Origin of the sequence: Streptomyces aureus (assembly GCF_000725495.1) — a bacterium.
Lineage (GTDB): Bacteria > Actinomycetota > Actinomycetes > Streptomycetales > Streptomycetaceae > Streptomyces > Streptomyces aureus_B.
In genome coordinates this window covers 106,595-128,770 of record NZ_JNZD01000013.1, presented here as the reverse complement: position 1 = coordinate 128,770, position 22,176 = coordinate 106,595, and the positions used below count along the sequence as shown (strand labels likewise).

Below are 22,176 nucleotides of genomic sequence, written 5' to 3'. Positions count from 1 at the left end.
TAGGGTGACCGGGTGCCCGAGAAGATCGACCTGCTCGCCGAAGGCCCCCGCGTGGGAATCCGCCGGTTCACCCTCGAGGACGGCCCGGAGTTCACCGCTCGCGCGAGGGAGAGCCGGAGCCTGCACCGGCCCTGGCTCTTCCCGCCCGCCGACCTCGCCGCGTACGCCGCCTACGCCGGGCGGCTCATCGAGGACCCGACCAAGGCCGGGTTCCTCGTCTGTGAGCGCGAGGGCGGCGGGATCGCCGGTTTCATCAACATCAACAACATCGTCATGGGCGGCTTCCTGTGCGGTGCCCTCGGCTACGGCGCCTTCGCGCACGCGGCGGGGCGCGGCCTGATGACCGAGGGGCTCGGCCTCGTCGTGCGGTACGCCTTCGGGGAGTTGGGCCTGCACCGGCTGGAAATCAACGCGCAGCCCGGCAACACGGGGTCCATCGCGCTGGCGCGCAAGTGCGGCTTCCGGCTGGAGGGCTTCTCGCCGGCCTTCATCCACATCGACGGTGCCTGGCGGGACCACGAACGGTGGGCGATCACCTCGGAGATGGTCGCGTCCGGCTGACGCGGGGCGGGGTGCTGGAGGGGCCCGTGCGTCCTGCGGGGAGGGGACGTCCGTCCCGCGTAAGGGGCCCGTGCGTCCCGGGGGGAGGGCGGGAAGGCCTTTGCGCAATCCTGACCCGATTCTGTCGGGCGGACACCCTGGTCAGCACGCCGATGACCATGTTCCATGGTCATCGTGACGACGATCCGACGTGACGTACTGGCCCTTCCCACGGCGGAACTGGGCCCGAGCAACCCGCTGCCTCCCCTGCGGACCCTCGACGAGATGCACCGTATCGACGACCGCGACCGCGTCGGTCTGCCGGGCGACATGGCCCGGCAGATCGGGTACGAGCCGCTGCGCAGCGTGCTGCCGGAGCGCATACGGGACGGGTACGGCCGAGAACGCGCGCCGCGTGAACTCGACACGATAGTGATCGAGAACGACCGGCTCCGCGCCACCGTGCTGCCCGGCTACGGCGGCCGTGTCGTCTCCCTCTTCCACAAGCCCACCGCGCGGGAACTGCTCTACACCAACCCGGTGCTCCAGCCGGCCTGCTTCGCCCTCAACGGCGCCTGGTTCTCCGGCGGCATCGAGTGGAACATCGGCGCCACCGGGCACACCACCCTGTCGTGCGCCCCCGTCCACGCCGCCCGCGTCCCCGCCCCGGACGGCGGCGAGATGCTGCGCCTGTGGGAGTGGGAGCGCCTGCGCGACCTCCCCTTCCAGGTCGACCTGTGGCTGCCCGACGGCTCCGACTTCCTGTACGTCGGCGTCCGCGTCCGCAACCCGCACGAGCGGCCCGCCCCGCTGTACTGGTGGTCCAACATCGCGGTCCCCGAGGAGCGCAGGGTGATCGCCCCGGCCGAGGAGGCCTGGCACTTCGGCTACGAGCGGCGGCTGCGCCGGGTGCCCGTGCCGGCGTACGACGGGACCGACCGGACGTACCCGCTGAACAACACCTTCCCCGCCGACTACTTCTACGAGGTCGAGGACGGGCGGCGCCGCTGGATCGCCGCCGTCGACGACACGGGGGAGGGCCTGGTCCAGACGTCCACCGACGCCCTGCGCGGGCGCAAGCTGTTCGTCTGGGGCTCGGGACCCGGCGGACGGCGCTGGCAGGAATGGCTCACCGAGCCCGGGACCGGCGGGTACTGCGAGATCCAGGCCGGGCTCGCCCGCACCCAGCTCGAACACGTACCGCTGGAGGCCGAGAGCGAGGTCTCCTGGCTGGAGGCGTACGGGCCGCTGACCGTGAGCGCGGACCGCGCGCACGGGAGCGACTGGGAGGCCGCGCGGGCGGAGACCGAGGCGCGGCTGGAGAGCGTCCTCTCCCGGGACACGGTCGACGCCGCGTACGCCGCCTGGCTGCCGCACGCCGACACCGCGCCCGGCGAGGTCCTCGCCGCAGGATCCGGCTGGGGAGCGCTCGAGGTGCTGCGCGCCGCGCACAAACTGCCCGGCACGCCCTTCGACGAGAGCACGCTCGGCGACGAGCAGGAACCCTGGCGGGAACTGCTGCGCTCCGGCGCGTTCCCCGAGCCCCGGCGGGTCAGCCCGCCCGGGGAGACACTGGTGGCCCCGCACTGGCGCGACATGCTGGAGACCGCGCCCGCGTCCCCCGTCACCGAGTACCACCTCGGCGTCGCCCAGTGGCACGCCGGGGACGTGGCCCAGGCCGTGCGGAGCTGGGAGCGGGCGCTCGGACTGGCCCCGTCCCTCTGGCCGTTGCTGCGCTGCCTCGCCGTCGCCGACCAGGAGACCGGCAACGACGAGCGCGCCGCGGACCGCTACGCCGAGGCCTTCGACGACCTGTGCCGGGAGCGGCGCGACGACGGACAGCGGTGGACCGCGGCGAGCGCCGCGCTCGGCCGCGAGGCCGTCGAGGCGCTGCTGCGGGTCCGGCGTCCCGCGCAGGCGCGTTCGGTGTGGGAGCGGCTGCACCCGGCGACCCGGGAGCGCGGCCGGTTCCGTCTAGTCGAGGCCGAACTGCTGCTCGCCGAGGGCCGCCGAGAGGACGCGCGGGCCGTCTTCGACGCGGGCTTCGAGGTCGCCGACCTGCGCGAGGGGGCGGAGAGCGTCGACCGGCTCTGGTCCCGGCTCGGCGACGACCCGCTTCCGGCACGCTACGACTTCCGCATGCGGCCGCCTTCCACGCCCTGAACCGTCCGCCGCCGGGCGGGGCACCGGGACCGGTCGCGATGCCCCGCCCGGCGCCGGGACCGGTCGCGGTCCGGGCCGGGTGCCGCCTCAGCCGTTGCGGTCCGCGTACTCGTACACCGAGCCGTCGGGGTGCACGGCGATGAGGTTGCGGCCGCCGGGGGTCTCCACGGGCCCGGCGACCACCCGGGCTCCGAGGCCGGTGAGGACCCGGGCGGTCTCCTCGACGTCCTCGACCGCGATCGTCGCCGCGACCTTGCGCAGCACGTCGAGTTCGGACGCCGGCCCGCTCATCAGCAGGAAGCAGCCGACCGCGGCGACCGACACCCCGCCGCGCTCGAAGCGGAGCGCCGGGCCGCCCGCCAGTCGTTCGTAGAAGGGGACCGCGGTCTCCAGGTCGTCGACGCAGACGCGCAGCGTGGCTCCCAGAATCTCCATGAGGACGAGCCTAGTTGGGCGCGCACGGCGGGGGAGATCGATTCGGACGATCGTCTCCCGGGCCGGGGCCCGGCCCGTTACGGCACCGGTTCGCCGGGTACCCGCAGACGATGAAGCGCATCGAGCACCTGGAACATCTGGAGCACCTGGACAGAGAACTCGCCGACGAACTCGCCCTGGTGGCCCGCGAGACGGTGCGGGACGAACTGCGCACGCAGGGCCGCGCCAAGCGCCGGACGGCGACGCTGTACGCCGCCTCGGGCGCCGCCGCGCTGTACGCGGGCGCAGCCCTGGTCCTCGCCCTCGGCCTGGGCCTCGCCTCCGCGCTGCCCGGCTGGGCCGCGGCGCTGATCGCCGCGGCGGTGCTCGGGGCCGCCGCGTACGTGCTGCGGGGCATGGCCCGTCCCGCCGCGCCCCGGCCGGCGACCACGGACCCGGACGCGCTCACCCCGCCCGGCCGGGTCATCGGCGCCCACGCGCCGCCCTCCCCGCCGAGCGGCATGGGCCTGCCCTACCCGCCGATCCCGTCCGCGGCGCCCGACGCCGTCGACGCCGGTACGGGTACGGGTCCCTCCGACGACCCCGAGGTCTGGCTGCACCGGGCGCGGTGACACGCTCCGGAACCCCCGACCCGGACCACCGACAGGGCCCGGGACGCCGATGCACCGGCGTCCCGGGCCTCCGTACGTCCGCCCCCTCGTGCCGGCCCCCGTGCCTGGGCCGCCGTCTTCGGGTTTCCTGCGTGTCCGGGCTTCCCGCGTGTTTGGGCCCCCTGGTCGTGGGGACGCGGAAGGCCCGTACGGCGGACGGGAGCCGGCCCCTCTCGCGCGGGCGGAAGAGGCCGGAGCACCGAGCTGTCCAGATTCCGCCGGATGCCCGGAAGGAGCACCATGAACACTCGCCGGCTCATCGACCTGGCCCAGCAACTGCGCGTCGACAGCGTCCGGGCCGCCGACGCCGCGGGCTCGGGACACCCCACGTCGTCCATGTCCGCCGCCGACCTGATGGCGGTCATGCTGGCCAACCACACGCGGTACGACTTCGAACGCCCCCAGCATCCCGGCAACGACCGCTTCGTCCTCTCCAAGGGCCACGCCTCGCCGCTCCTGTACTCCGCCTTCAAGGCGGCCGGCGCACTGAACGAGGCCGAGCTGCTCACCTTCCGCAAGGCGGGCAGCAGGCTGGAGGGCCACCCCACGCCCCGGCGGCTCCCGTGGGTCGAGACCGCCACCGGATCGCTCGGCCAGGGACTGCCCGTCGGGGTCGGCATCGCGCTCGCCGGAAAGCGGCTCGACCACACCGGATACCGCGTCCGCGTGCTCTGCGGCGACAGCGAACTCGCCGAGGGCTCCGTGTGGGAGGCCGCCGAGCACGCGGGCTACGAACACCTCGACAACCTCACCGCGATCGTCGACGTCAACCGGCTGGGCCAGCGCGGGCCGACCCGCCACGGACACGACCTGGACGCCTACGCCCGCAGGTTCGCCGCGTTCGGCTGGCACACCGTCGAGGTCGACGGCCACGACGTGGAGGCGATCGACCAGGCCTTCCTGGAGGCGGACTCCACCGGCGGACAGCCCACCGTGATCCTCGCCCGGACCCTCAAGGGCAAGGGCGTGGCCTCGGTCCAGGACCGTGAGGGACTGCACGGCAAGCCCCTGCCCGACGCCGAGGAGGCGGTCGCCGAACTCGGCGGAGTCCACGACCACCGGGTGGAGGTCCAGCCGCCGCCCGCCGCCCGGATGCTGCACGCCGTGCGCTCCGGACACCTCGACCTGCCGCGCTACGAGACCGGGGACGAGGTCGCCACCCGCGACGCCTTCGGCAAGGCGCTCGCCGCGCTCGGCGGCGCCCGTGGTGACGTCGTGGTCCTGGACGGCGAGGTCGGCGACTCCACCCGCGCCGAGCTCTTCGCCAAGGAACACCCCGAGCGCTACTTCGAGTGCTACATCGCCGAGCAGCAGCTGGTGGCCACCGCCGTCGGCATGGCCTCGCGCGGCTGGGTCCCGTACGCCTCGACGTTCGCCGCCTTCCTCACCAGGGCCCACGACTTCATCCGCATGGCGTCCGTCAGCGGCGCGGACATCAACCTCGTCGGCTCCCACGCGGGCGTGTCCATCGGCCAGGACGGGCCCTCCCAGATGGGCCTGGAGGACCTGGCGATGTTCCGGTCCGTGTACGACTCGACCGTGCTCTACCCGTGCGACGCCAACCAGACAGCGAAGCTCGTCGCCACCATGGCCGGACTGGAGGGCATCCGCTATCTGCGCACCTCGCGCGGCGAGAGCCCGGTGATCTACAGCGCCACCGAGGAGTTCCCGGTCGGCGGCAGCAAGGTGCTGCGCGCCTCCGGCGACGACCGGCTCACGCTCGTCGCCGCCGGGGTCACCGTCCACGAGGCGCTGGCGGCGGCCGAGGCACTCGGCCGCGAGGGCGTGCAGGCCCGGGTGATCGACCTCTACTCGGTCAAGCCCGTGGACCGCCGGACCCTGCGCGAGGCCGCCGAGGAGACCGGCTGCCTGGTCACGGTGGAGGACCACCGTGAGGAGGGCGGCCTCGGGGACGCGGTGCTCGACGCCTTCACCGACGGCCGTCCCGTGCCCCGCCTGGTCCGTCTCGCCGTCCGTACGATGCCCGGTTCCGCCACCCCGGCCGAGCAGCTGCACGCCGCCGGCATCGACGCCGAGTCGATCGCGGCGGCGGCCCGGCTGCTGGTCGAGACGGCCGTGGTGCGCTGACCGGCCCCCGGAGGGCACCATGGTCAGTACGCCGCGGGGGGCGAGTGGAAGCGCGGGAGGAGACTTCATGAGCGCTCTGCGCTACGTCTACGCGATCTGCCGCCCCTTCTCGGCGGCTCTGTCGGCCGAGCTGACCGGGGTCGCCGGCATCCCGCCCAGACTGCTGCGCCACGGCGACCTGATCGCCGTGGTCGGCTCGGTCCCGGAGCGGGAGTTCGCCGCGGAGCCGCTGCGCCGCAGGCTGGAGGACGTGCACTGGCTGGAGACGACGGCCCGGGCCCACCAGGGCGTCATCGACGCGCTCACCGCCGTCACCAGCCCGCTGCCGCTCCGGCTCGCGACCGTCCTGAGGGACGACAGCGGCGTGCGCGTGATGATGGAGGAACGCAGGGACGATTTCCTGCGGACCCTCGACCGGCTCGACGGGCGAGTGGAATGGGACGTGAGCGTGTACGCCGAGAGCGCGGGGGATCCGGGGGATCCGGGGGAACCGGGAGAATCCGGGCGCCCGGGGAATTCGGTGGACGAATTCACGCGCCGGCTGCACGACACCCTCTCCGAGTGCGCCGAGGAGAACCGGCTGCTGACCCCGCGGAATCCGGAATCCCTACGGGACACTACTTCGCGGGATGCTTCACGGGGCGCTTCTCGTGATGCTTCCCGGGAGGCTTCTCCCGGGCGAGAGGGTGAGAAAATCTTCGACGCGGCCTATCTGGTGCCGCGCGCGGACTCTGGGGAATTCGTGGAACGGCTGAACGGAAAGGCGGGGGAGGAGCCGTCGGGGGTGCACGTGGAGCTGACGGGCCCGTGGGCCGCGTACTCCTTCACGCGGTCCACGGGCCTCACCGGGTTCACCGGCCTCACCAGCTGCACGAGCTGAACCCGTCCCAGCCGTTTCTCCCCGGAATCCCCCCGACCTCATCGAGGAGAAGAGCTCACCGAGGAGGAAGGGCTACCACCTGTACCAGCGGCCCCGGCCGCCGGAAGCGTTCGTGCCACGCACCAGGAATCCGAGCAGCCACAGGACGATGACCACCAGCGCTATCCACCAGAGAATCTTCAGTGCGAATCCGGCGCCGAAGAGAAGCAGCGCGAGCAACAGAACCAGCAGAATGGGAACCATAGTGTGTAACCTCCTGCATTCCTGGTTGCCCGATATCGCGGAATCACGCTTCCTTTCGACAGAGAATTTCTCCGTGCAGCACGGAGAACCAGCCGTCCTCCTCCTGCCCCCACCGCCGCCAGGCGTCCGACACCGCCCGCAGCTCCTCCGGGGTCGCGTGGCCCCCCTCCGTGGCCCGCTCCGCGTACGCGGAGGCCACCGTGCGGTCGGCCCACAGACCGCTCCACCACGCCCGTTCGTCCTCGGTGGAGAAGGTCCAGGTGGCCGACGTGGCCGTGATGTCCCGGATTCCGGCCGCCCGTGCCCATGACTTGAGACGGCGGCCGGCGTCGGGCTCGCCCCCGTTGGCGCGAGCGACGCGCAGGTACAGGTCCAGCCACTCGTCCAGGCCCGGTGTGGCCGGATACCAGCACATGGACGAGTAGTCCGCGTCGCGGACGGCGATGAACCCGCCGGGCTTGGTGACCCGGTGCATCTCGCGCAGCGCCTGCACCGGATCGCCCACGTGCTGGAGCACCTGGTGGGCGTGGACCACGCAGAACGTGTCGTCGGGGTAGTCCAGCGCGTGGACGTCGGCGACCGCGAACTCGACGTTGTCCAGGCCGCGTTCGGCGGTCGTCCGGCGTGCCTGGTCCAGGATGCCGGGGGCGTGGTCGACGGCGGTGACCCGGCCGTCCGGGACCAGTTCGGCCAGGTCCGCGGTGATGGTGCCCGGTCCGCAGCCGATGTCGAGGATCTGCATGTGCGGCTTCAGCGAACCGAGCAGGTAGGCCGCCGAGTTGGCGGCGGTGCGCCAGGTGTGCGAGCGGAGCACCGACTCGTGGTGGCCGTGCGTGTAGACGGCGGTCTCCTGCGGCTTCGACTGCGACATGACCGATCCCCTTCTCGTCGTACGGGACTCGCCCGGAGGCACGCACTCCCGGAGTGCACGCACTCCCTGAGGCGACGTCATCACCGTACGCGCTCCTGCCGCATTGTGAGATCCGTGTCTTGATATATGGACAAGGCTCGTTCGTGGCCGGGCCCGTGGTCAGCGCGGGGTCGCGGGGCGGTACACCGTCAGCGCCTCGGGGCTCTTGCGCAGGATCACCTCGCCGCTCACCTCGGTGACCTCGCCGTCGTAGGCCAGCAGCGTCCCGGGCGCCACGCCCGTCAGGCGCAGCCTGCCCACGCGCACGGCCGCGTGCGCGGGGGAGCGGGTGAGGGGCCCCGCGAACGCGGCGGCCAGCAGACGCACCGCGGGATGACGGCCACCGTGCACGACCCGTACGTCGAGGCGGCCGTCCGCGAGATCGAAGCGGCGAGCCGGTGCCAGGCCCATCCGGTGGTAGGTGCCGTTCCCGGCGAACAGCAGCCACAACGGGTGGCTGCGCCCGCCCAGTTCGGCCCGCAGCGGATGGCGGTCGGCGCGCAGGACGCGCAGCGCGCCGAGCACGCCCGCGGGCCAGCTGCCGAGCACCCGGGACCAGTTCTCCCGCTCGCGCACCAGCTCCGGATAGACGCCCAGACTGCATGTGTTGAGGAAGATGCCCTCCGTGCCGCCGGAGGCGAACCGGCCCACGTCCACCTGGACCGCCTCGCCCTCCTGGACCGCGCGGGCCAGGTCGCGTTCACCCTCCACACCGAGGTCGTGGGCGAAGTGGTTGAGCGTGCCGCCCGGCAGGACGGCGAGGGGGATCCCGTGGCGCAGGGCGACCCCGGCCGCGGTGTTCACCGTGCCGTCGCCGCCGCACACGCCCAGCACCCGGGCGCGGGCCGCAGCCTTCTCCAGCTCCTCCCGCACGTCGGCGGCCTCGCACTCCACGATCTCCGCCCCCGGCAGCGCGGCGGCCAGCGCGCCGGCCCGCTCCGCGGAGCCCGAGCCCCGGTTGGCGACCATGACCAGGCCCTCACCCTCGGCCAGCGCCGGGGCGTCCGCGCGCGGGCGGCCCGGCGGGGTCACCTGGTCCCGCGTCGGCACCAGCGCCCGTACCGCATAAGCGGCGCCGACGCCCAGCGCCGCACCGGCCACGACATCGCTCGGGAAGTGGACCCCGGTGTAGACGCGGGACAGCGCCACCGCCGCGGCGAGCGGCGCCACGGCGGCGCCCCAGCCGCGGGACTCCAGCGCCACCCCCGCGGCGAAGGCCGCGGCGGACGCCGAGTGCCCCGACGGGAACGACGTGGTGACCGGCTGCCGTTTGAGCTGCCGGACGGCCGGCACCGGGCCGAGGCCGGGGCGGGTGCGGCGCACCGAGCGCTTGCCGACGGTGTTGATCGTGGCCGAGGCCAGGGCGAGCGAGGCGACGCCCCGGACGGCGGCCCGGCGGGCCCGGGGGGTGCGGCTCGCCGCCACCGCGGCGGCCGTGGCGAACCACAGGAGACCGTGGTTCGCGCTCCGGCTCAGCCGCGGCAGCACGGGGTCGCCGCCCGGCCAGTGCCGCGCCGCGACGGCCTCGAAGATCCGGCTGTCCAGGCCGAGCAGGCGGTCCCGAAGGGCGTGGCGGCCCGGTACGAGGGCGGTCAGGTCGACATCGGGGGTCGTGGTCATGCGGCTCCGTCTACCCCGGATCGGGCGCTTGTCGCCCGGCCTCCGTGGCCTCCGCCGAATACGCGTTTGCCCAGTACGCCCGCTCCCCGGAGAATGCCTGCCCATGGGACATCTCGAAGCCGCACATCTTGAGTACTACCTTCCCGACGGGAGGGCGCTGCTCGGCGATGTGTCGTTTCGGGTGGGGGAAGGGGCCGTCGTGGCCCTGGTGGGACCGAACGGCGCCGGGAAGACGACGCTGCTGCGGCTGATCTCCGGGGAGATCAAGCCCCACGGCGGGGCCGTCAACGTGAGCGGCGGCCTCGGCGTGATGCGCCAGTTCGTGGGGTCCGTGCGTGACGAGACGACCGTGCGCGAGCTGCTCGTGTCCGTGGCCCCGCCCCGTATCCGCGAGGCCGCGAAGGCCGTGGACGCCGCCGAGCACGCCATGATGACCGTCGACGACGAGGCGTCGCAGCTCCAGTACGCGCAGGCCCTGTCCGACTGGGCCGAGGTCCAGGGGTACGAGGCCGAGACCCTCTGGGACATCTGCACCACGGCCGCCCTCGGCGTCCCCTACGAGAAGGCGCAGTGGCGGCTGGTGCGGACCCTGTCCGGCGGCGAGCAGAAGCGCCTGGTGCTCGAGGCCCTGCTGCGCGGCACCGACGAGGTGCTGCTCCTCGACGAGCCGGACAACTATCTCGACGTGCCCGGAAAGCGCTGGCTGGAGGAGCGGCTGGGGGAGACGCGCAAGACCGTGCTGTTCGTCTCGCACGACCGCGAACTCCTCGCCCGCGCCGCCCAGAAGATCATCAGCGTCGAGCCGAGTCCGGCCGGCGCGGACGCCTGGGTGCACGGCGCCGGTTTCGCGACCTATCACGAGGCCAGACGGGAGCGGTTCGCCCGCTTCGAGGAGCTGCGCCGGCGCTGGGACGAGAAGCACGCCCAGCTCAAGAAGCTCGTACTGAACCTTCGTCAGGCCGCCTCCGTCAGCCACGAGATGGCGTCCCGCTACGCGGCGGCGCAGACCCGGCTGCGCAAGTTCGAGGAGGCCGGACCGCCGCCTGAGCCGCCGCGCGAGCAGGACATCACGATGCGGCTGCACGGCGGACGGACCGGCGTGCGGGCCGTGACCTGCAAGGGACTCGAGCTCACCGGGCTGATGAAGCCCTTCGACCTGGAGATCTTCTACGGCGAGCGCGTCGCGGTCCTCGGCTCCAACGGCTCGGGCAAGTCGCACTTCCTGCGGCTGCTCGCCGGTGGGGACGTCGCCCACACCGGCGAGTGGAAGCTCGGGGCCCGCGTGGTCGCCGGCCACTTCGCGCAGACGCACGCCCACCCGGAACTGGAGGGCCGTACGCTCCTGGACATCCTGTGGACCGAGCACTCCCAGGACCGCGGGGCGGCGATGTCCCGGCTGCGCCGCTACGAGCTGACCGCCCAGGCCGAGCAGCGCTTCGACAGGCTGTCGGGCGGCCAGCAGGCACGTTTCCAGATCCTGCTCCTGGAGCTGGAGGGCTCGACGGCCCTGCTGCTCGACGAGCCGACCGACAACCTCGACCTGGAGTCCGCGGAGGCCCTCCAGGAGGGCCTGGAGGCGTACGAGGGGACGGTCCTGTCCGTCACCCACGACCGCTGGTTCGCCCGCTCCTTCGACCGCTACCTGGTCTTCGGCTCGGACGGCCGGGTGCGGGAGACCTCGGAGCCGGTGTGGGACGAGCGCCGCGTCGAGCGGGCGCGGTAGGCGGGCCCTCGGGCCGGCGGGCCGGTCCCGGGGACCCTCGGGCCGTCGGACTCGTCCCGGGGAGGCCCGGCACCCCGGATGTTCGTAGAGTGGAGGGAGTGGGTCTCGATCCATGGCTCCCTCCCGGACGCCGCTCGGGGCAGTGCCTGCCCGGCCCGGTCGTCCGGACCGCACCGACGGCCACGACGAGCGGGGTAGCACCATGACCGGAGTCGACCCGGGCCGGCTGGACGACCAGCAGCTGATGAAAGAGCTGGAGGCCATCCACCGCACCCGCCACGACACGCTGTTGCACGGCTCGAACGACGCGCTGCACACCCACAACGTGCGCATGGCCCAGCTGGAGGGCGAGTACCTGCGCCGTCACCCGCGGCGGCCCGTCGCGGCGGGCCGCACCCGCGACGGCGCCCGGGAGCGCGGACCCGCGGGGGTGCCGCCGGCATGAGCGTCCCGGAACCGATCCTCGACCGGCAGGCGGAGGCCCTGGAGCTCTTCGGCCGCCGGGTCCACGCGATCCACGACGACCAGTGGGAGGCCCCCACGCCGTGCAGCGACTGGAGCGTGCGCGACCTGGTGGGCCATCTCGTCTCCGAGCAGGCATGGGTGCCGGCACTGGTCCGGGACGGTGCCACCGTCGACGCGGTCGGCGACAGCCTCGACGGCGACCTGCTGGGCGCCGACCCGGTCGCCGCCTGGGAGGCCGTGGCCGAGGCCTCCCGCAGCGTGTTCGCCGAACCGGGCGCGCTCGACCGCACGGTCCACCTCTCCTTCGGGGACATGCCGGCGGGTGACTACTGCGCGCAGCTGGTCACCGATCTGACGGTGCACGCCTGGGATCTGTCGCGTGCCATCGGCGCCGACGAGGAGCTTCCCGGGGACCTGCTCTCCTTCGCGGTCCGCGAGGTGACCCCGCACGCGGCGGAACTGGAGAAGAGCGGGCTCTTCGCGGCCCCGGAGGAGCCGCCGCCCGGCGCCGACGTCCAGACGAAACTGCTCTGCCTGGTCGGGCGCCGGCCCTGACCCGACGCCGGGCGCCCCGCCGGGAAAGCCCTCGGGAGGCCCGCTGCCTTCGGGAGGCCTGCCGGGACAGCCCGCCGGACGGCGGAAACGCCGGGCCCCGACCCCGCGATAGCCGGCGGCCGGCCGCGGGGGAGAATAGGAGTGTGTTTGCCCCGCATGCCGCGGGGCAGACGCAGTTGCAGTGCTTCGGACAGGAGGCACGTCCGTGGGAGCGGCTATCCGCGCCATGGGTGTACTCGTCCGGAGCACGGGTGCGTTCCCACGATGACTGTCCATCACCTGGCACCATCAAGGGAGTTGCGACGCACCATGCGAACTCGAGCGAGCGCGACGCACCATCCGCACGACGACGCCCCCGACACCGGTGAGGCATTCCGCAGGCTCGCGGCGCTCCCGGCGGGAGCGGAGCGCGACGTGCTCCGCGCGGAGATCGTCGAGTCCTGGCTGCCGATGGCCGAACGGCTCGCGGGCCGCTTCCGCAGCCGCGGCGAGAGCTACGAGGACCTGCGCCAGGTCGCGTCGCTCGGACTGGTCAAGGCCGTCGACCGCTACGACCCCGAGCTCGGCAACGCCTTCGAGAGCTACGCGGTGCCGACGATCACCGGCGAGATCAAGCGCCACTTCCGCGACCACATGTGGACCCTGCACGTGCCGCGGCGGGTCCAGGAGCTTCGCAACCGCGTCCGGTTCGCCGGACAGGACCTGTCGCAGACCATCCCGGGCCGCCGGCCCACGGTCGCCGAGATCGCCGAGCACGCGAGCATGAGCGAGGACGACGTCCGCACGGGTCTGGAGGCGCTGGAGAGCTTCACCGCGCTCTCCCTGGACGCCGAACTCCCCGGCGGCGACGACGGATACTCGCTCGGCGACGCCCTCGGTTCACCCGATCCGGCCCTCGACACGGTCATCGACCGCGAGGCGGTGAAACCCCGGCTCCAGGCCCTCCCCGAGCGCGAACGCACCATCCTCTACATGCGGTTCTTCGGCGACATGACCCAGAGCAGCATCGCCGACGAACTGGGCATCTCCCAGATGCACGTCTCCCGCCTCATCAGCCGCTGCTGCACCCGCCTCCGCGACCAGATCATGCGCGACGCGGCCTGAGAACCCCTTCGGCGCCGGCTGGATGCCGTACGCGCTCGGGGCGTCCGGCGAGGTTCGGGCATCGTCCGGTCCTGGGCGAGGTGTGGTCAGGGGCCGGAGTCCGTATGCGGGAACGGGTGTCGGCCCCGCCGGGACGTCACCCGGTCGGGCCCCCGGTTTCGCGCGAATGGGGTCCGGCCGTTCGCGCGCGGCGGTGCGGGGGGCTCTGATGGCTCCGAGGGACACGACGGCCGTGGCCCTCGGACCGCAGCCCGCCGAAGGAGCCCCGCTCATGCGCCGCACCGCCCGTGTCCTGTACGCCACCGCCCTGGCCGGTGCCGCCCTCGGCGCCGCCGCGTCGGGCGCGGCCGCGGATCCGGACGCGCAGGTCAGTCCGGGCTCCGTCGAACCCGGCGGCACCGTCACCGTCACCGTCAGCTGCGAAGCGGTCGGGGGGACCTTGCCGGACTCCATCGACGCCCAGTCGCAGGGGTTCCAGGAGGGCAAGGTCCAGCTCCACCGCGTCGACGGCGCCGACCCCGGTGCCGCGGGCCCCGCCTCCTACAGCGGCACCGCCCACATCGCCTCCGGCGAGCCCGGCCAGGGCGCGGACACCCGCGCGGGCGGCTCCGGGGCGGGGGGCGACTCCGACGCGGCCGGTCCGGGCACGGGAACGGGCTCCGACATCTCTGTCACCTCCGACGCGAAGAACCCCGGCGGCGCCCGGGCGGGCGAGGGAACGGCCGACGCGGTGAGCCCTGCCGCCGGGGCGCCGAACTCCCTGGTGCCGGACGCCCAGGCCGCCGCTCCCGGTGCCGGCGACCCCCTGGTCACCGACCCGGCGGCCTCCGGCGCCGTGGGCCCCGACCCGGCCGGTCAGGACACGACCGGTCCCTACGACCTGGGACCCGACTCGCTGGGCCCCGACACGGTCCCCGACCCCGGGGTCCCCGACACCGTGGGCCCGGACGCCCTGATCCCCGACAGCGACAGCGACAGTCCCGGCACGGCGGACCCGGACCGGACGGACCCCGGCACCGGCGTCCCCGAGACCGGGGGCGCCGACGGGCGGTGGAACGTCGGCGGCGTCTGCCCCGCGCCCCCGGGTGGTCACGGGAAGCAGTGGACCGCCTCGTACGCCGTCGACCGCGGGGTCACGTCGACGCACGGTCCCGACACCGGGACCGGCTCCGACACCGGCGCGGCCGAGCGCCCGCCCACCGTCCAGCGCGGCGTGCACGCCGGTGAGGGCGGTGTGTTCACCGACTCGGTGCCGGCCCTGGTCACCGGCGGCGTCCTGATCGCCGGCGCGGTGGGCGCGGCCGCGCACCGGCTGCACCGGATGCGGCGGCGACGGTTCTGACGGAGAGGACGGCACGATGACCCTGGACGGCACGGCGGCCGGCGAGGCGACGGCCTCGTACACGAGAGCGCGTACGGGACGGCATGCCCCTGGAAGCTGACCGGCTCACGGCACGGGGCGGCGGGCGGCCCCCGGTGAGCTGTACGAGGGGACGAAGACAGCCGGAACCGTCCGGGCGGGCAGGGTCCGGAACGGGGAACGGCGGCATCCACGGTGCGGAGGCAGGTATGCGGCGGACGGACCCGGAAGGCCACGGACCGGTCCGGTACGGTCCGCCCCTGCCCGGCCAGGGCCTGCCCGTGCCGCCGGAACTCCGCTCGGTGCTCGCCGCCGCCGCGGACCACGCCGGCGCCGAGCCGTTCGGCGGCGGGCCCGTGCTCCTCGACGCCGCCGGCGGCTACTGGACCCGGCGCGGACTGCGCGCCGCCCCCGGCCGGGTCGCGGCCGCCCCCGGAGCCCCCGCGCTACTGCTGGCACTGACCGGAGCGCTCGGCGGCGACATCCTCGTGCCCCGTCCGTGCGCCGCGTGGTGGGCCCCGCAGGCCCGTCTGCTGGGCCGGTCCGTGTTCCATGTCGCCACGCCCGCGGAGTGCGGCGGCGTCCCCGACCCCTACGCCCTCCTGGAGACCGTCCGCAGGGTGCGCGCCGAGGGCGGCGACCCACGACTGCTCCTGCTCTCCGTCGCCGACGACCCGACCGCCACCGTCGCACCCCCGGAGGTGGTGCACGAGGCCGTCGAGGCCGCGGCGGGCGAGGGACTGCACATCGTCAGCGACGAGACCTGGCGGGACAGCCTGCACCGGCCGCAGGACACCGTGCTGCTCAGCCCCGCCGAGATGCTCCCCGACGGCGTCACCGTGATCACCGACCTCGCGGGGGCCTTCCTGCCGCAGGGCTGGCCGGCCGCCGTCGCCCGTTTCCCCGACAACGACGCGGGCGCGGCGCTGCGTTCGCGGGTCCTCGATGTGCTCACCGTGCTGGGCGCGCGCGTCGCCCGGCCGGTCGCCGCCGCGGCCGCGTACGCGCTCGGCGAGCCCGCCGCCGTCACCGAACGGCTCACCGCCGCCGTCCGTCTGCACGCGCGCGTGGCCGAGGCCGCCCACCGTGTGCTCGCCACGGCGGGGGCCGTCGCTCGCCCCCCGCAGGCCGGGCGGCACCTCTACATCGACCTCGGCCCGCTCCGCTCCGCCCTCGGCGCGCACGGCGTCGGGGACGCGCAGGACCTGGAGGACTTCCTCTCCGACCGGCTCGGCATGCCCGCGCCGGGCGGACACCGCTTCGGCGACGATCTCGCGGCGCTCCGGGTCCGTCTCGGCACCGGGCCGCTGCTCGGCTCCACCGACGAGGAACGCGAGGAGTCGCTCACGTCCCCCTCGCCACTGGAACTGCCGCATGTGCACCGCGCGTTGACCCTCTTGGAATCGGCCTTCGACGATCTCCGCGACGACGCTCAGCGACGGGAGTCCCCGCGATGACGCAGCAGTCCGAGTCGACCACCACGAGCACCACGGCCGAGGAGACCGGCGATCCCGCGCCCCCGGCGGCCCCCGCGCCGGGACGCCCCGACCTCCTTCCCTCCTCCCCGCTCACCGACCCGCACCCCCTCGCCGCGTCGCACGCCGTCAGCGGCCTTCACCCCGTCACCCACCCGCACGCCGGCGGCGACCTTCACACCGTGACGCACCCGCACGCCATCACCGACCTTCACGCCGTCACGGGCCCGCTCCCGCCCACGGACCCGCATCCGCCGGCCGACCCGCACCCGCATCCGCTCGCGGAACCCCGTCCACCGGCCGAGCCCCGTCCGCCGGGCGAGCGGCGGATCTGGCCCCGGTCCTTCGTGGACCGGCTGACCGCGCCGCTGCCGGGACTGCGGGCCTTCGCCCGGCTCGCCCGCGAGGGCGCCATCAGGCCGCGTGCCGACGGACTCGCCGACATCCCCTTGCTGCCCTTCGAACCGGGGCCGCTGCCACGGGTGGACGCGCGGACGGTTGCCGTCTCCTGGGCGGGGCACGCGAGTTGGGTGATCCGGATCGGCGGGCTCACCGTCCTGACCGACCCGGTCTGGTCCCGCCGGATCATGGGAACGCCCGCCCGGATCACCCCGGTCGGCGTGGCCTGGAGCGCGCTGCCCCGGGTCGACGCGGTCGTCATCAGCCACAACCACTACGACCACCTGGACGCGCCGACGCTGCGCCAACTCCCGCGCGACACACCGTTGTTCGTGCCGGCCGGCCTGGGACGCTGGTTCAGGAGACGGCGGTTCAGCCGGGTCACCGAGCTCGACTGGTGGGAGGCGGCCCAACTCGACGGTGTGCGCTTCGACTTCGTCCCCGCCCACCACTGGTCCAAGCGGACCCTGACCGACACCTGCCGCTCCCTGTGGGGCGGCTGGGTGCTCACGGCACCCGAGGGCACCCGGGTGTACTTCGCGGGCGACACCGGCTACGGCCACTGGTTCACCCGCATCGGACAGCGCCACCCGGGCATCGACCTGGCCCTCCTGCCCATCGGCGCGTACGACCCCCGCTGGTGGCTGCGCGACGTGCACTGCGACCCCGAGGAGGCCGTGCAGGCGGCCGTCGACCTGCGCGCCCGGCGCATGGCCCCGATGCACTGGGGCACGTTCGTGCTCTCCGCCGAACCGGTGCTGGAGCCCCTGCGGCGGGTGCGGGCCGCGTGGGAGCGGGCGGGCCTGGCCCGGGAGAACCTGTGGGACCTGGCGGTGGGGGGCTCCCGGGTGCTGGAATGACCCATCCGCTGGAGTGACGAGCCTCCGCTGAAGTCACCAGTCTCCGCGGCCTCTGTGGCCTCCGCGGTCTCTGCGCTCTCCGCGCTCTCCGCGACCTCTGTGGCCTCCGCGGTCTCTGCGCTCTCCGCGACCTCCGGACCGGCGGCGGCGGCCGTCCCCCTCGTACGGGCCTGCGGCCGCGGCCTCACGACTGCGGCCGCGTTCCCCCCCGTACGAGACGGCGCGGCCCCCGCATTCCTACGAAGGTGTCCGCCCCCGGAACCTGCGCCACAGACCCGGTGCCAGGCTGATCGCGATCGTCAGGGCCACCGCCGCCACCACGCCCTCCCACGGCTCGGGGAACAGAGAGCCGCCGAGAATGCCGATGATCTGATAGGTGGCCGCCCAGGCGAGGCAGGCCGGGACGTCCCCGCGGGCGAAGACGCGCAGCGGCATCCGCGCCAGCAGACACGCCAGCATCACCGGGATGCGGCCCGCCGGCACGAGGCGGGACAGGACGAGGACCGCGATGCCGTGGTCGGCGAGCTTCCGCTGCGCCTGGGCGAGCCGGTCCTCGGGGGCGCGCTGCCGGATCGCCTCCAGCCAGCGGGACCCGTTCTTCGAGCCCATGCCGCGCCGGCCGAGCCAGTAGAGCGAGATGTCGCCGAGGAACGCGGCGACCGAGGACACCACGAACACCGCCATCAGCGCGAAGGGCGAGGTCTGGTGGAAGGCCACGACCGCCGCCGAACTCACCAGCGCGCCCGTCGGCACCACCGGAACCAGGGCGCCGATGAGAATCAGGAGGAACAGCGACGGATAGCCGATCGCCTGCTGGGTCGACTCCGGCGGCACGACCGGGGCCGTGTCGGACAGGAGCGCGACGGGGGCGGTGCCCCGGACCGACAGCCACTCGATGCTCCCCGCCGACCAGTGGACCGTGCTCCTGAGCGACTGGAGGAGCGGGGGAACCACCGCGCCGGCGGCGGACCAGGACATCACCGAGCGGCCTCCGGACGAACGCTCTCGCCCTGCCGCAGCAGATGCACCGCCACCTGGGGCGCACGCTCGGCGGCCAGGCGCACGAACTCCTCACCCGGCGCATGGAATTCATGGGGGCGCACGGCATCCATCCCGATGGGCCAGAACGTGCCGTAGTGCACCGGCACAGCGCTGCGCGGACGCAGGGCCGCGAGCGCCTCCGCCGCGCGCCCCGCGTCGAGATGTCCCTCGCCGAGGTAGGGACCCCAGCCGCCCACCGGCAGCAGGGCCACGTCGACGGGCCCGACCTCCTCGGCCATCGACGCGAACAGCCCGGTGTCCCCGGCGAAGTACGTCCGCGCCTCGCCCTCGATCACGTACCCCACGGCCGGGGAGCGGTGCGGGCCGATCGGCAGCCGGCGCCCGTCGTGCCGCGCCGGAACGGTGCGTACGGCCAGGTCACCGACCTGTACGCGGTCGCCGGGCGCGACCTCGGTGAGCCGCAGATGGTCCAGCTTGCGCAGTCCCGGGACCGCACGCGGGGCCCCGCGCGGCACGAGCAGCCGGGTGCCCGGGGCCAGCCGCGCCAACGAGGGCAGATGCAGATGGTCGGCGTGCAGATGGGAGACGAGCGCGACGTCCGCGACCGCGGCCGGGGGAGGGGGCGGCGCCCCGCGCCTGCGCCGCAGGTGCGCGAGCCGGCGCGCGAAGAGGGGATCGGTGAGCACGCGTGTCCCGGAGTCCTCCAGCGTGCAGGTGGCGTGCCCCCACCAGGTGATCTCCACCGGCACCTCTTTGCCTCCTTCGCACGACTCCCCCCGAGCCTACGGGCAGGAGTAGGGTCTGCGGCGAAACCAGGAGGTGAGGGGGACACCATGAGAGACGCACCCGGTGCCTCCGGCACGCACGCCCGCACGCGCCCGTACGAGCGGAGCGTCCCCGCTCCGCGGCCGCCGGCGCTCCGTGTCACCGCGATCGCGAGCCTGACGCCCCTGGAGGAGCTCGACGAGGACCCCTTCCTCGTCGACTCCCGCAGCCAGCACGCGATGTGCGCCCGCTGGGCAGCCGAGCAGGGCTACGTCGTCACGCGGGAGCTGCTGGTACGGGGACTGCGTCCCGACCACCGCAGTCTGTGGGCCGACGTCGAGGCCGGTCTCGTGGACCTGTTCGTCGCGCCCAGCCGACGGGTGCTGGAGCGCGCCCTCGCCTCCGTGGAGGAGTTCACCGCCGAGTGCGCGCGCCGGGGTGTGCGCGTGGAGACGGTGGGCACCGCCGAGCCCTCGTACGACGCCCAGATGAAGGCCAGCGTCCACCGCCGTCTGTCGATGCCGACGGCCGGGTACGACGGCCGCTGATCCGGCACCCGCCTCCGGCACCCGCCTCCCGACACCCGCCTCCCGACACCCGCCTCCCGACACCCGCACCCGCCTCCAGCACCCGCCTCCCTCTCCCCGTACCCGCGCGCTCCCCGGCGGACTCCGTCGGGTACTTCGTGCGGCTTTTGGGGACTTCTGGGGACCTCCGGCCGTTGTGACAGGGTGGGAGGAGTCCGCGCGGACCGGGCGGGCCGGGACGTGAGGTGGGCTGGGCGTGGACAAGGGACGGTGGCGGCGCCTCGCCGGCGCGGCCGGACGCAGCATCACGGTGTGGGCCGCGTCCACGGTGACGATGCTCGTCCTCGCCGGTGCGCTGCCCGACTTCCGGCTCCAGTCGCCGAGCGGGGACAGCGCGACCCGGATCGCCGTCACCGCGGCGGCCGGCGCGGGCGTCTTCGGTCTCCTGTCGGCACTGGTGTGGCCGCTGCTCGTACGGACCCTGCTGCTCGTCCCCGCGCTCGTGCTGGGACTGCTCGTCTTCTTCCTGAACGGCTCGCTGCTGCTGATCGCCCTGCGCCTCAACCCCTCCGGGCGCGGAGAGGCCGCCCCGGAGACCGCCGTGGTCGTGGCCGCCGTGATGTCGGCCGTCGCCTCCGCCACCGGCGCGGCCCTCGCCGTGCGGGACGACGACGCGTACCGCCGCCGGCTCTACCGCCTCGCCGACCGGCGCCGCAGACGCGCGGCCGGTGAGCCCGGACCCTCGACACCCGGTGTGGTCTTCCTCCAGCTCGACGGTGTCGGGCACGACGTGCTGCGCGAGGCGATCGGCCGGGACCTGATGCCGACCGCCGCCCGATGGCTCGGCGGGGCCCGTCCCAGTCACCGGCTCACCCGCTGGAGAACCGACTGGTCCAGCCAGACCGGAGCCAGCCAGCTCGGCATCCTGCACGGCAGCAACCACGACGTGCCCGCGTTCCGGTGGTACGAGAAGGACACCCAGGAGGTGATGGTCTGCAACCGGCCGACCAGCGCCGCCGAACTCCAGCGGCGGGCCGTGGAGCGCACCGGCGACGGGGGCCTGCTCGCCCTCGGCGGAGCGAGCCGCGGCAACCTCTTCGGCGGCGGCGCCGAGGAACTCGCCCTCGTGCTGTCCGTGGCCGCGCGCCGGGGACGCGACAACCGCTCACGGGCGGGGTACTTCGCCTACTTCTCCGACCCGGCGAACGCCGTCCGCACGGCGATGTCGTTCGTCGCCGAGGTCTTCCGGGAGATCGGGCAGTCCACCCGGGCCCGCGTCGAGCGGCGCCGGCCCCGGGTCAAGCGGGGCGGGCTGTACCCGTTCGTCCGGGCGTTCGCGACCGTCGTCGAACGGGACGTCGTGGTCGCCGCGGTCATCGGCGACATGCTCGCCGGGCGCAACGCGGTCTACGCGGACCTGGTGGCCTACGACGAGGTGGCGCACCACTCCGGGCCGCGCGGCAGGGACGCGGAACGGATCCTGGAGCGGCTCGACCGGTCGCTCGCGCTGATCGAGAAGGTCGCCGAGCACGCCCCGCGGCCGTATCGGATCGTGGTGCTCTCCGACCACGGCCAGAGCCCGGGCGAGACCTTCCAGACCCGGTTCGGACTGAGCCTCGGCGACCTGGTCCGGGCGGGCTGCGGGCTGCCCGTGCCCCGCAGGGTCCGCCGTACCCACAGCGGCGCCGAGGCCAGGACCGCCGTCCGGGCCGCGCTGCGCAGACCGGTCGAGGAGCGCGAGGAGCGGCGGCCGGCGGGGCGCCGCTCCGAACCCCTGGTCCTGGCCTCCGGCAACCTCGGACTGGTCTCCTTCCCGGACGTCGCGCACCGCATGAGCCGGGAGGAGATCGACCGGCGTCACCCCGCGCTGCTGTCCACGCTCGCCAACCACCCCGGCGTCGGCTTCCTGCTGGTGCGCAGCGAGGAGCACGGCGGGCTCGTGCTCGGCGCGCACGGAGCCGAGATCCCGGTGGACCGGCTCCACGACGGCCATCCGGGCCCGCTGGCCGACTTCGGACCCGGCGCCGCCGCGGCGGTGCGGCGCACGCACACCTTCCCGCACACCGCCGACATCATGGTCAACTCCGCGTACGACCCCGTCGAGGGCGAAGTCCTCGCCTTCGAGGAGCAGATCGGCTCGCACGGCGGGCTCGGCGGTGCCCAGGGGTACCCCTTCCTGCTCTCCCCGCTGACACTGTCCGCGCCGGCCGGCACGGACCCGGGAACCGCGGGCGCGGACGGCGAACTGGTCGGCGCGGAGCGGGTGCACGAGGTGCTGCGGCGCTGGCTGGGCGAGTGCGACGGCCCCCAGATACCGCTGCCGGCGGATCGCCCGGACGAACAGGCCGCCTGAGCGCCGGCTCGGCCACGGGCGCGGGAGCGGGCCTTCGGCGAGGCCTCCGGTGAGGCGGT

20 protein-coding genes are annotated in these 22,176 nt (G+C 74.2%); 14 read left to right on the top strand and 6 right to left on the bottom strand.

Features of this window, described 5'->3' with window-relative positions; genetic code table 11:
• The first annotated feature begins 12 nt into the window (after positions 1 to 12).
• Together IO36_RS19090 and IO36_RS19085 are read left to right on the top strand one after the other, a co-directional pair.
• Positions 13 to 561 carry a GNAT family N-acetyltransferase gene (locus IO36_RS19090; protein ID WP_037621442.1) on the top strand — a complete coding sequence of 183 codons (549 nt, stop codon included), beginning with the start codon at positions 13 to 15 and terminating at the stop codon, positions 559 to 561.
• Positions 562 to 726: 165 nt separating this feature from the next.
• The gene (locus tag IO36_RS19085) at positions 727 to 2,703 is read left to right on the top strand and encodes a DUF5107 domain-containing protein (RefSeq protein WP_037621441.1); all 1,977 of its coding nucleotides are present in this window, start codon (positions 727 to 729) and stop codon (positions 2,701 to 2,703) included.
• 87 nt (positions 2,704 to 2,790) lie between these two features.
• On the opposite strand, the gene IO36_RS19080 is transcribed toward IO36_RS19085, so the two are convergent.
• Positions 2,791 to 3,138, bottom strand: a complete 348-nt coding sequence (locus IO36_RS19080; RefSeq protein WP_037621439.1) for a VOC family protein — start codon at positions 3,136 to 3,138, stop codon at positions 2,791 to 2,793.
• A gap of 110 nt (positions 3,139 to 3,248) precedes the next feature.
• Between IO36_RS19080 and IO36_RS19075 the strand changes: the two genes are divergently transcribed.
• From IO36_RS19075 to IO36_RS19065, 3 genes are all read left to right on the top strand, one after another.
• A complete protein-coding gene (locus tag IO36_RS19075) occupies positions 3,249 to 3,749 on the top strand; it encodes a phage holin family protein (RefSeq protein ID WP_425535541.1) in 501 nt (166 codons plus the stop codon).
• A 279-nt stretch (positions 3,750 to 4,028) separates the two neighbouring features.
• On the top strand, positions 4,029 to 5,876 hold the full coding sequence (locus IO36_RS19070; RefSeq protein WP_037621436.1) for a transketolase: 1,848 nt from the start codon (positions 4,029 to 4,031) through the stop codon (positions 5,874 to 5,876).
• A gap of 67 nt (positions 5,877 to 5,943) precedes the next feature.
• Positions 5,944 to 6,756, top strand: coding sequence for a GvpL/GvpF family gas vesicle protein (locus IO36_RS19065; RefSeq protein WP_051900647.1), 813 nt, complete (start codon positions 5,944 to 5,946; stop codon positions 6,754 to 6,756).
• Positions 6,757 to 6,828: 72 nt separating this feature from the next.
• Here the strand turns inward: IO36_RS19065 and IO36_RS19060 are convergent, their stop codons facing one another.
• The 3 genes from IO36_RS19060 to IO36_RS19050 all read right to left on the bottom strand — a co-directional run bounded on the left by IO36_RS19060 (position 6,829) and on the right by IO36_RS19050 (position 9,529).
• The gene (locus tag IO36_RS19060; protein WP_037621435.1) at positions 6,829 to 6,999 is read right to left on the bottom strand and encodes a hypothetical protein; all 171 of its coding nucleotides are present in this window, start codon (positions 6,997 to 6,999) and stop codon (positions 6,829 to 6,831) included.
• A gap of 43 nt (positions 7,000 to 7,042) precedes the next feature.
• On the bottom strand, positions 7,043 to 7,870 hold the full coding sequence (locus IO36_RS19055; RefSeq protein WP_037621433.1) for a class I SAM-dependent methyltransferase: 828 nt from the start codon (positions 7,868 to 7,870) through the stop codon (positions 7,043 to 7,045).
• Positions 7,871 to 8,029: 159 nt separating this feature from the next.
• Positions 8,030 to 9,529 (bottom strand): bifunctional phosphatase PAP2/diacylglycerol kinase family protein, encoded by a 1,500-nt coding sequence (locus IO36_RS19050; protein ID WP_037621432.1) that lies wholly within the window; start codon positions 9,527 to 9,529, stop codon positions 8,030 to 8,032.
• A 103-nt stretch (positions 9,530 to 9,632) separates the two neighbouring features.
• Between IO36_RS19050 and IO36_RS19045 the strand changes: the two genes are divergently transcribed.
• The 7 genes from IO36_RS19045 to IO36_RS19010 all read left to right on the top strand — a co-directional run bounded on the left by IO36_RS19045 (position 9,633) and on the right by IO36_RS19010 (position 17,470).
• Entirely contained in the window at positions 9,633 to 11,252 is a 1,620-nt protein-coding gene (locus tag IO36_RS19045; protein WP_037621431.1) for an ABC-F family ATP-binding cassette domain-containing protein, read from the top strand.
• A 202-nt stretch (positions 11,253 to 11,454) separates the two neighbouring features.
• The gene (locus IO36_RS19040) at positions 11,455 to 11,697 is read left to right on the top strand and encodes a DUF6158 family protein (protein WP_037621429.1); all 243 of its coding nucleotides are present in this window, start codon (positions 11,455 to 11,457) and stop codon (positions 11,695 to 11,697) included.
• Positions 11,694 to 12,272, top strand: a complete 579-nt coding sequence (locus tag IO36_RS19035; RefSeq protein ID WP_037621426.1) for a TIGR03086 family metal-binding protein — start codon at positions 11,694 to 11,696, stop codon at positions 12,270 to 12,272. Before IO36_RS19040 ends, IO36_RS19035 begins: the two co-directional genes overlap by 4 nt.
• Before the next feature lie 309 nt (positions 12,273 to 12,581).
• Positions 12,582 to 13,376: an RNA polymerase sigma factor SigF gene (locus IO36_RS19030; RefSeq protein ID WP_037621424.1), complete on the top strand. Its 795-nt coding sequence runs from the start codon at positions 12,582 to 12,584 to the stop codon at positions 13,374 to 13,376.
• A gap of 271 nt (positions 13,377 to 13,647) precedes the next feature.
• Complete coding sequence (locus IO36_RS43170) at positions 13,648 to 14,718, top strand: hypothetical protein (protein WP_051900645.1); 1,071 nt, start codon at positions 13,648 to 13,650, stop codon at positions 14,716 to 14,718.
• A 227-nt stretch (positions 14,719 to 14,945) separates the two neighbouring features.
• Positions 14,946 to 16,193: an aminotransferase class I/II-fold pyridoxal phosphate-dependent enzyme gene (locus IO36_RS19015; protein ID WP_037621421.1), complete on the top strand. Its 1,248-nt coding sequence runs from the start codon at positions 14,946 to 14,948 to the stop codon at positions 16,191 to 16,193.
• Complete coding sequence (locus IO36_RS19010; RefSeq protein WP_245173342.1) at positions 16,190 to 17,470, top strand: MBL fold metallo-hydrolase; 1,281 nt, start codon at positions 16,190 to 16,192, stop codon at positions 17,468 to 17,470. Before IO36_RS19015 ends, IO36_RS19010 begins: the two co-directional genes overlap by 4 nt.
• Positions 17,471 to 17,707: 237 nt before the next feature.
• Here IO36_RS19010 and IO36_RS19005 read toward each other — a convergent pair whose 3' ends face one another.
• Positions 17,708 to 18,448 carry a DedA family protein gene (locus tag IO36_RS19005; protein WP_078943296.1) on the bottom strand — a complete coding sequence of 247 codons (741 nt, stop codon included), beginning with the start codon at positions 18,446 to 18,448 and terminating at the stop codon, positions 17,708 to 17,710.
• On the bottom strand, positions 18,448 to 19,221 hold the full coding sequence (locus IO36_RS19000; RefSeq protein ID WP_037621419.1) for an MBL fold metallo-hydrolase: 774 nt from the start codon (positions 19,219 to 19,221) through the stop codon (positions 18,448 to 18,450). The genes IO36_RS19005 and IO36_RS19000 overlap by 1 nt, the downstream gene beginning before the upstream one ends.
• A gap of 84 nt (positions 19,222 to 19,305) precedes the next feature.
• Here IO36_RS19000 and IO36_RS18995 point away from each other — a divergent pair, with 84 nt between their 5' ends.
• Both IO36_RS18995 and IO36_RS18990 read left to right on the top strand, forming a co-directional pair.
• Positions 19,306 to 19,785, top strand: a complete 480-nt coding sequence (locus tag IO36_RS18995; RefSeq protein WP_245173341.1) for a recombinase family protein — start codon at positions 19,306 to 19,308, stop codon at positions 19,783 to 19,785.
• 313 nt (positions 19,786 to 20,098) lie between these two features.
• Positions 20,099 to 22,117 carry an alkaline phosphatase family protein gene (locus IO36_RS18990; protein ID WP_245173372.1) on the top strand — a complete coding sequence of 673 codons (2,019 nt, stop codon included), beginning with the start codon at positions 20,099 to 20,101 and terminating at the stop codon, positions 22,115 to 22,117.
• Positions 22,118 to 22,176: the final 59 nt, after the last annotated feature.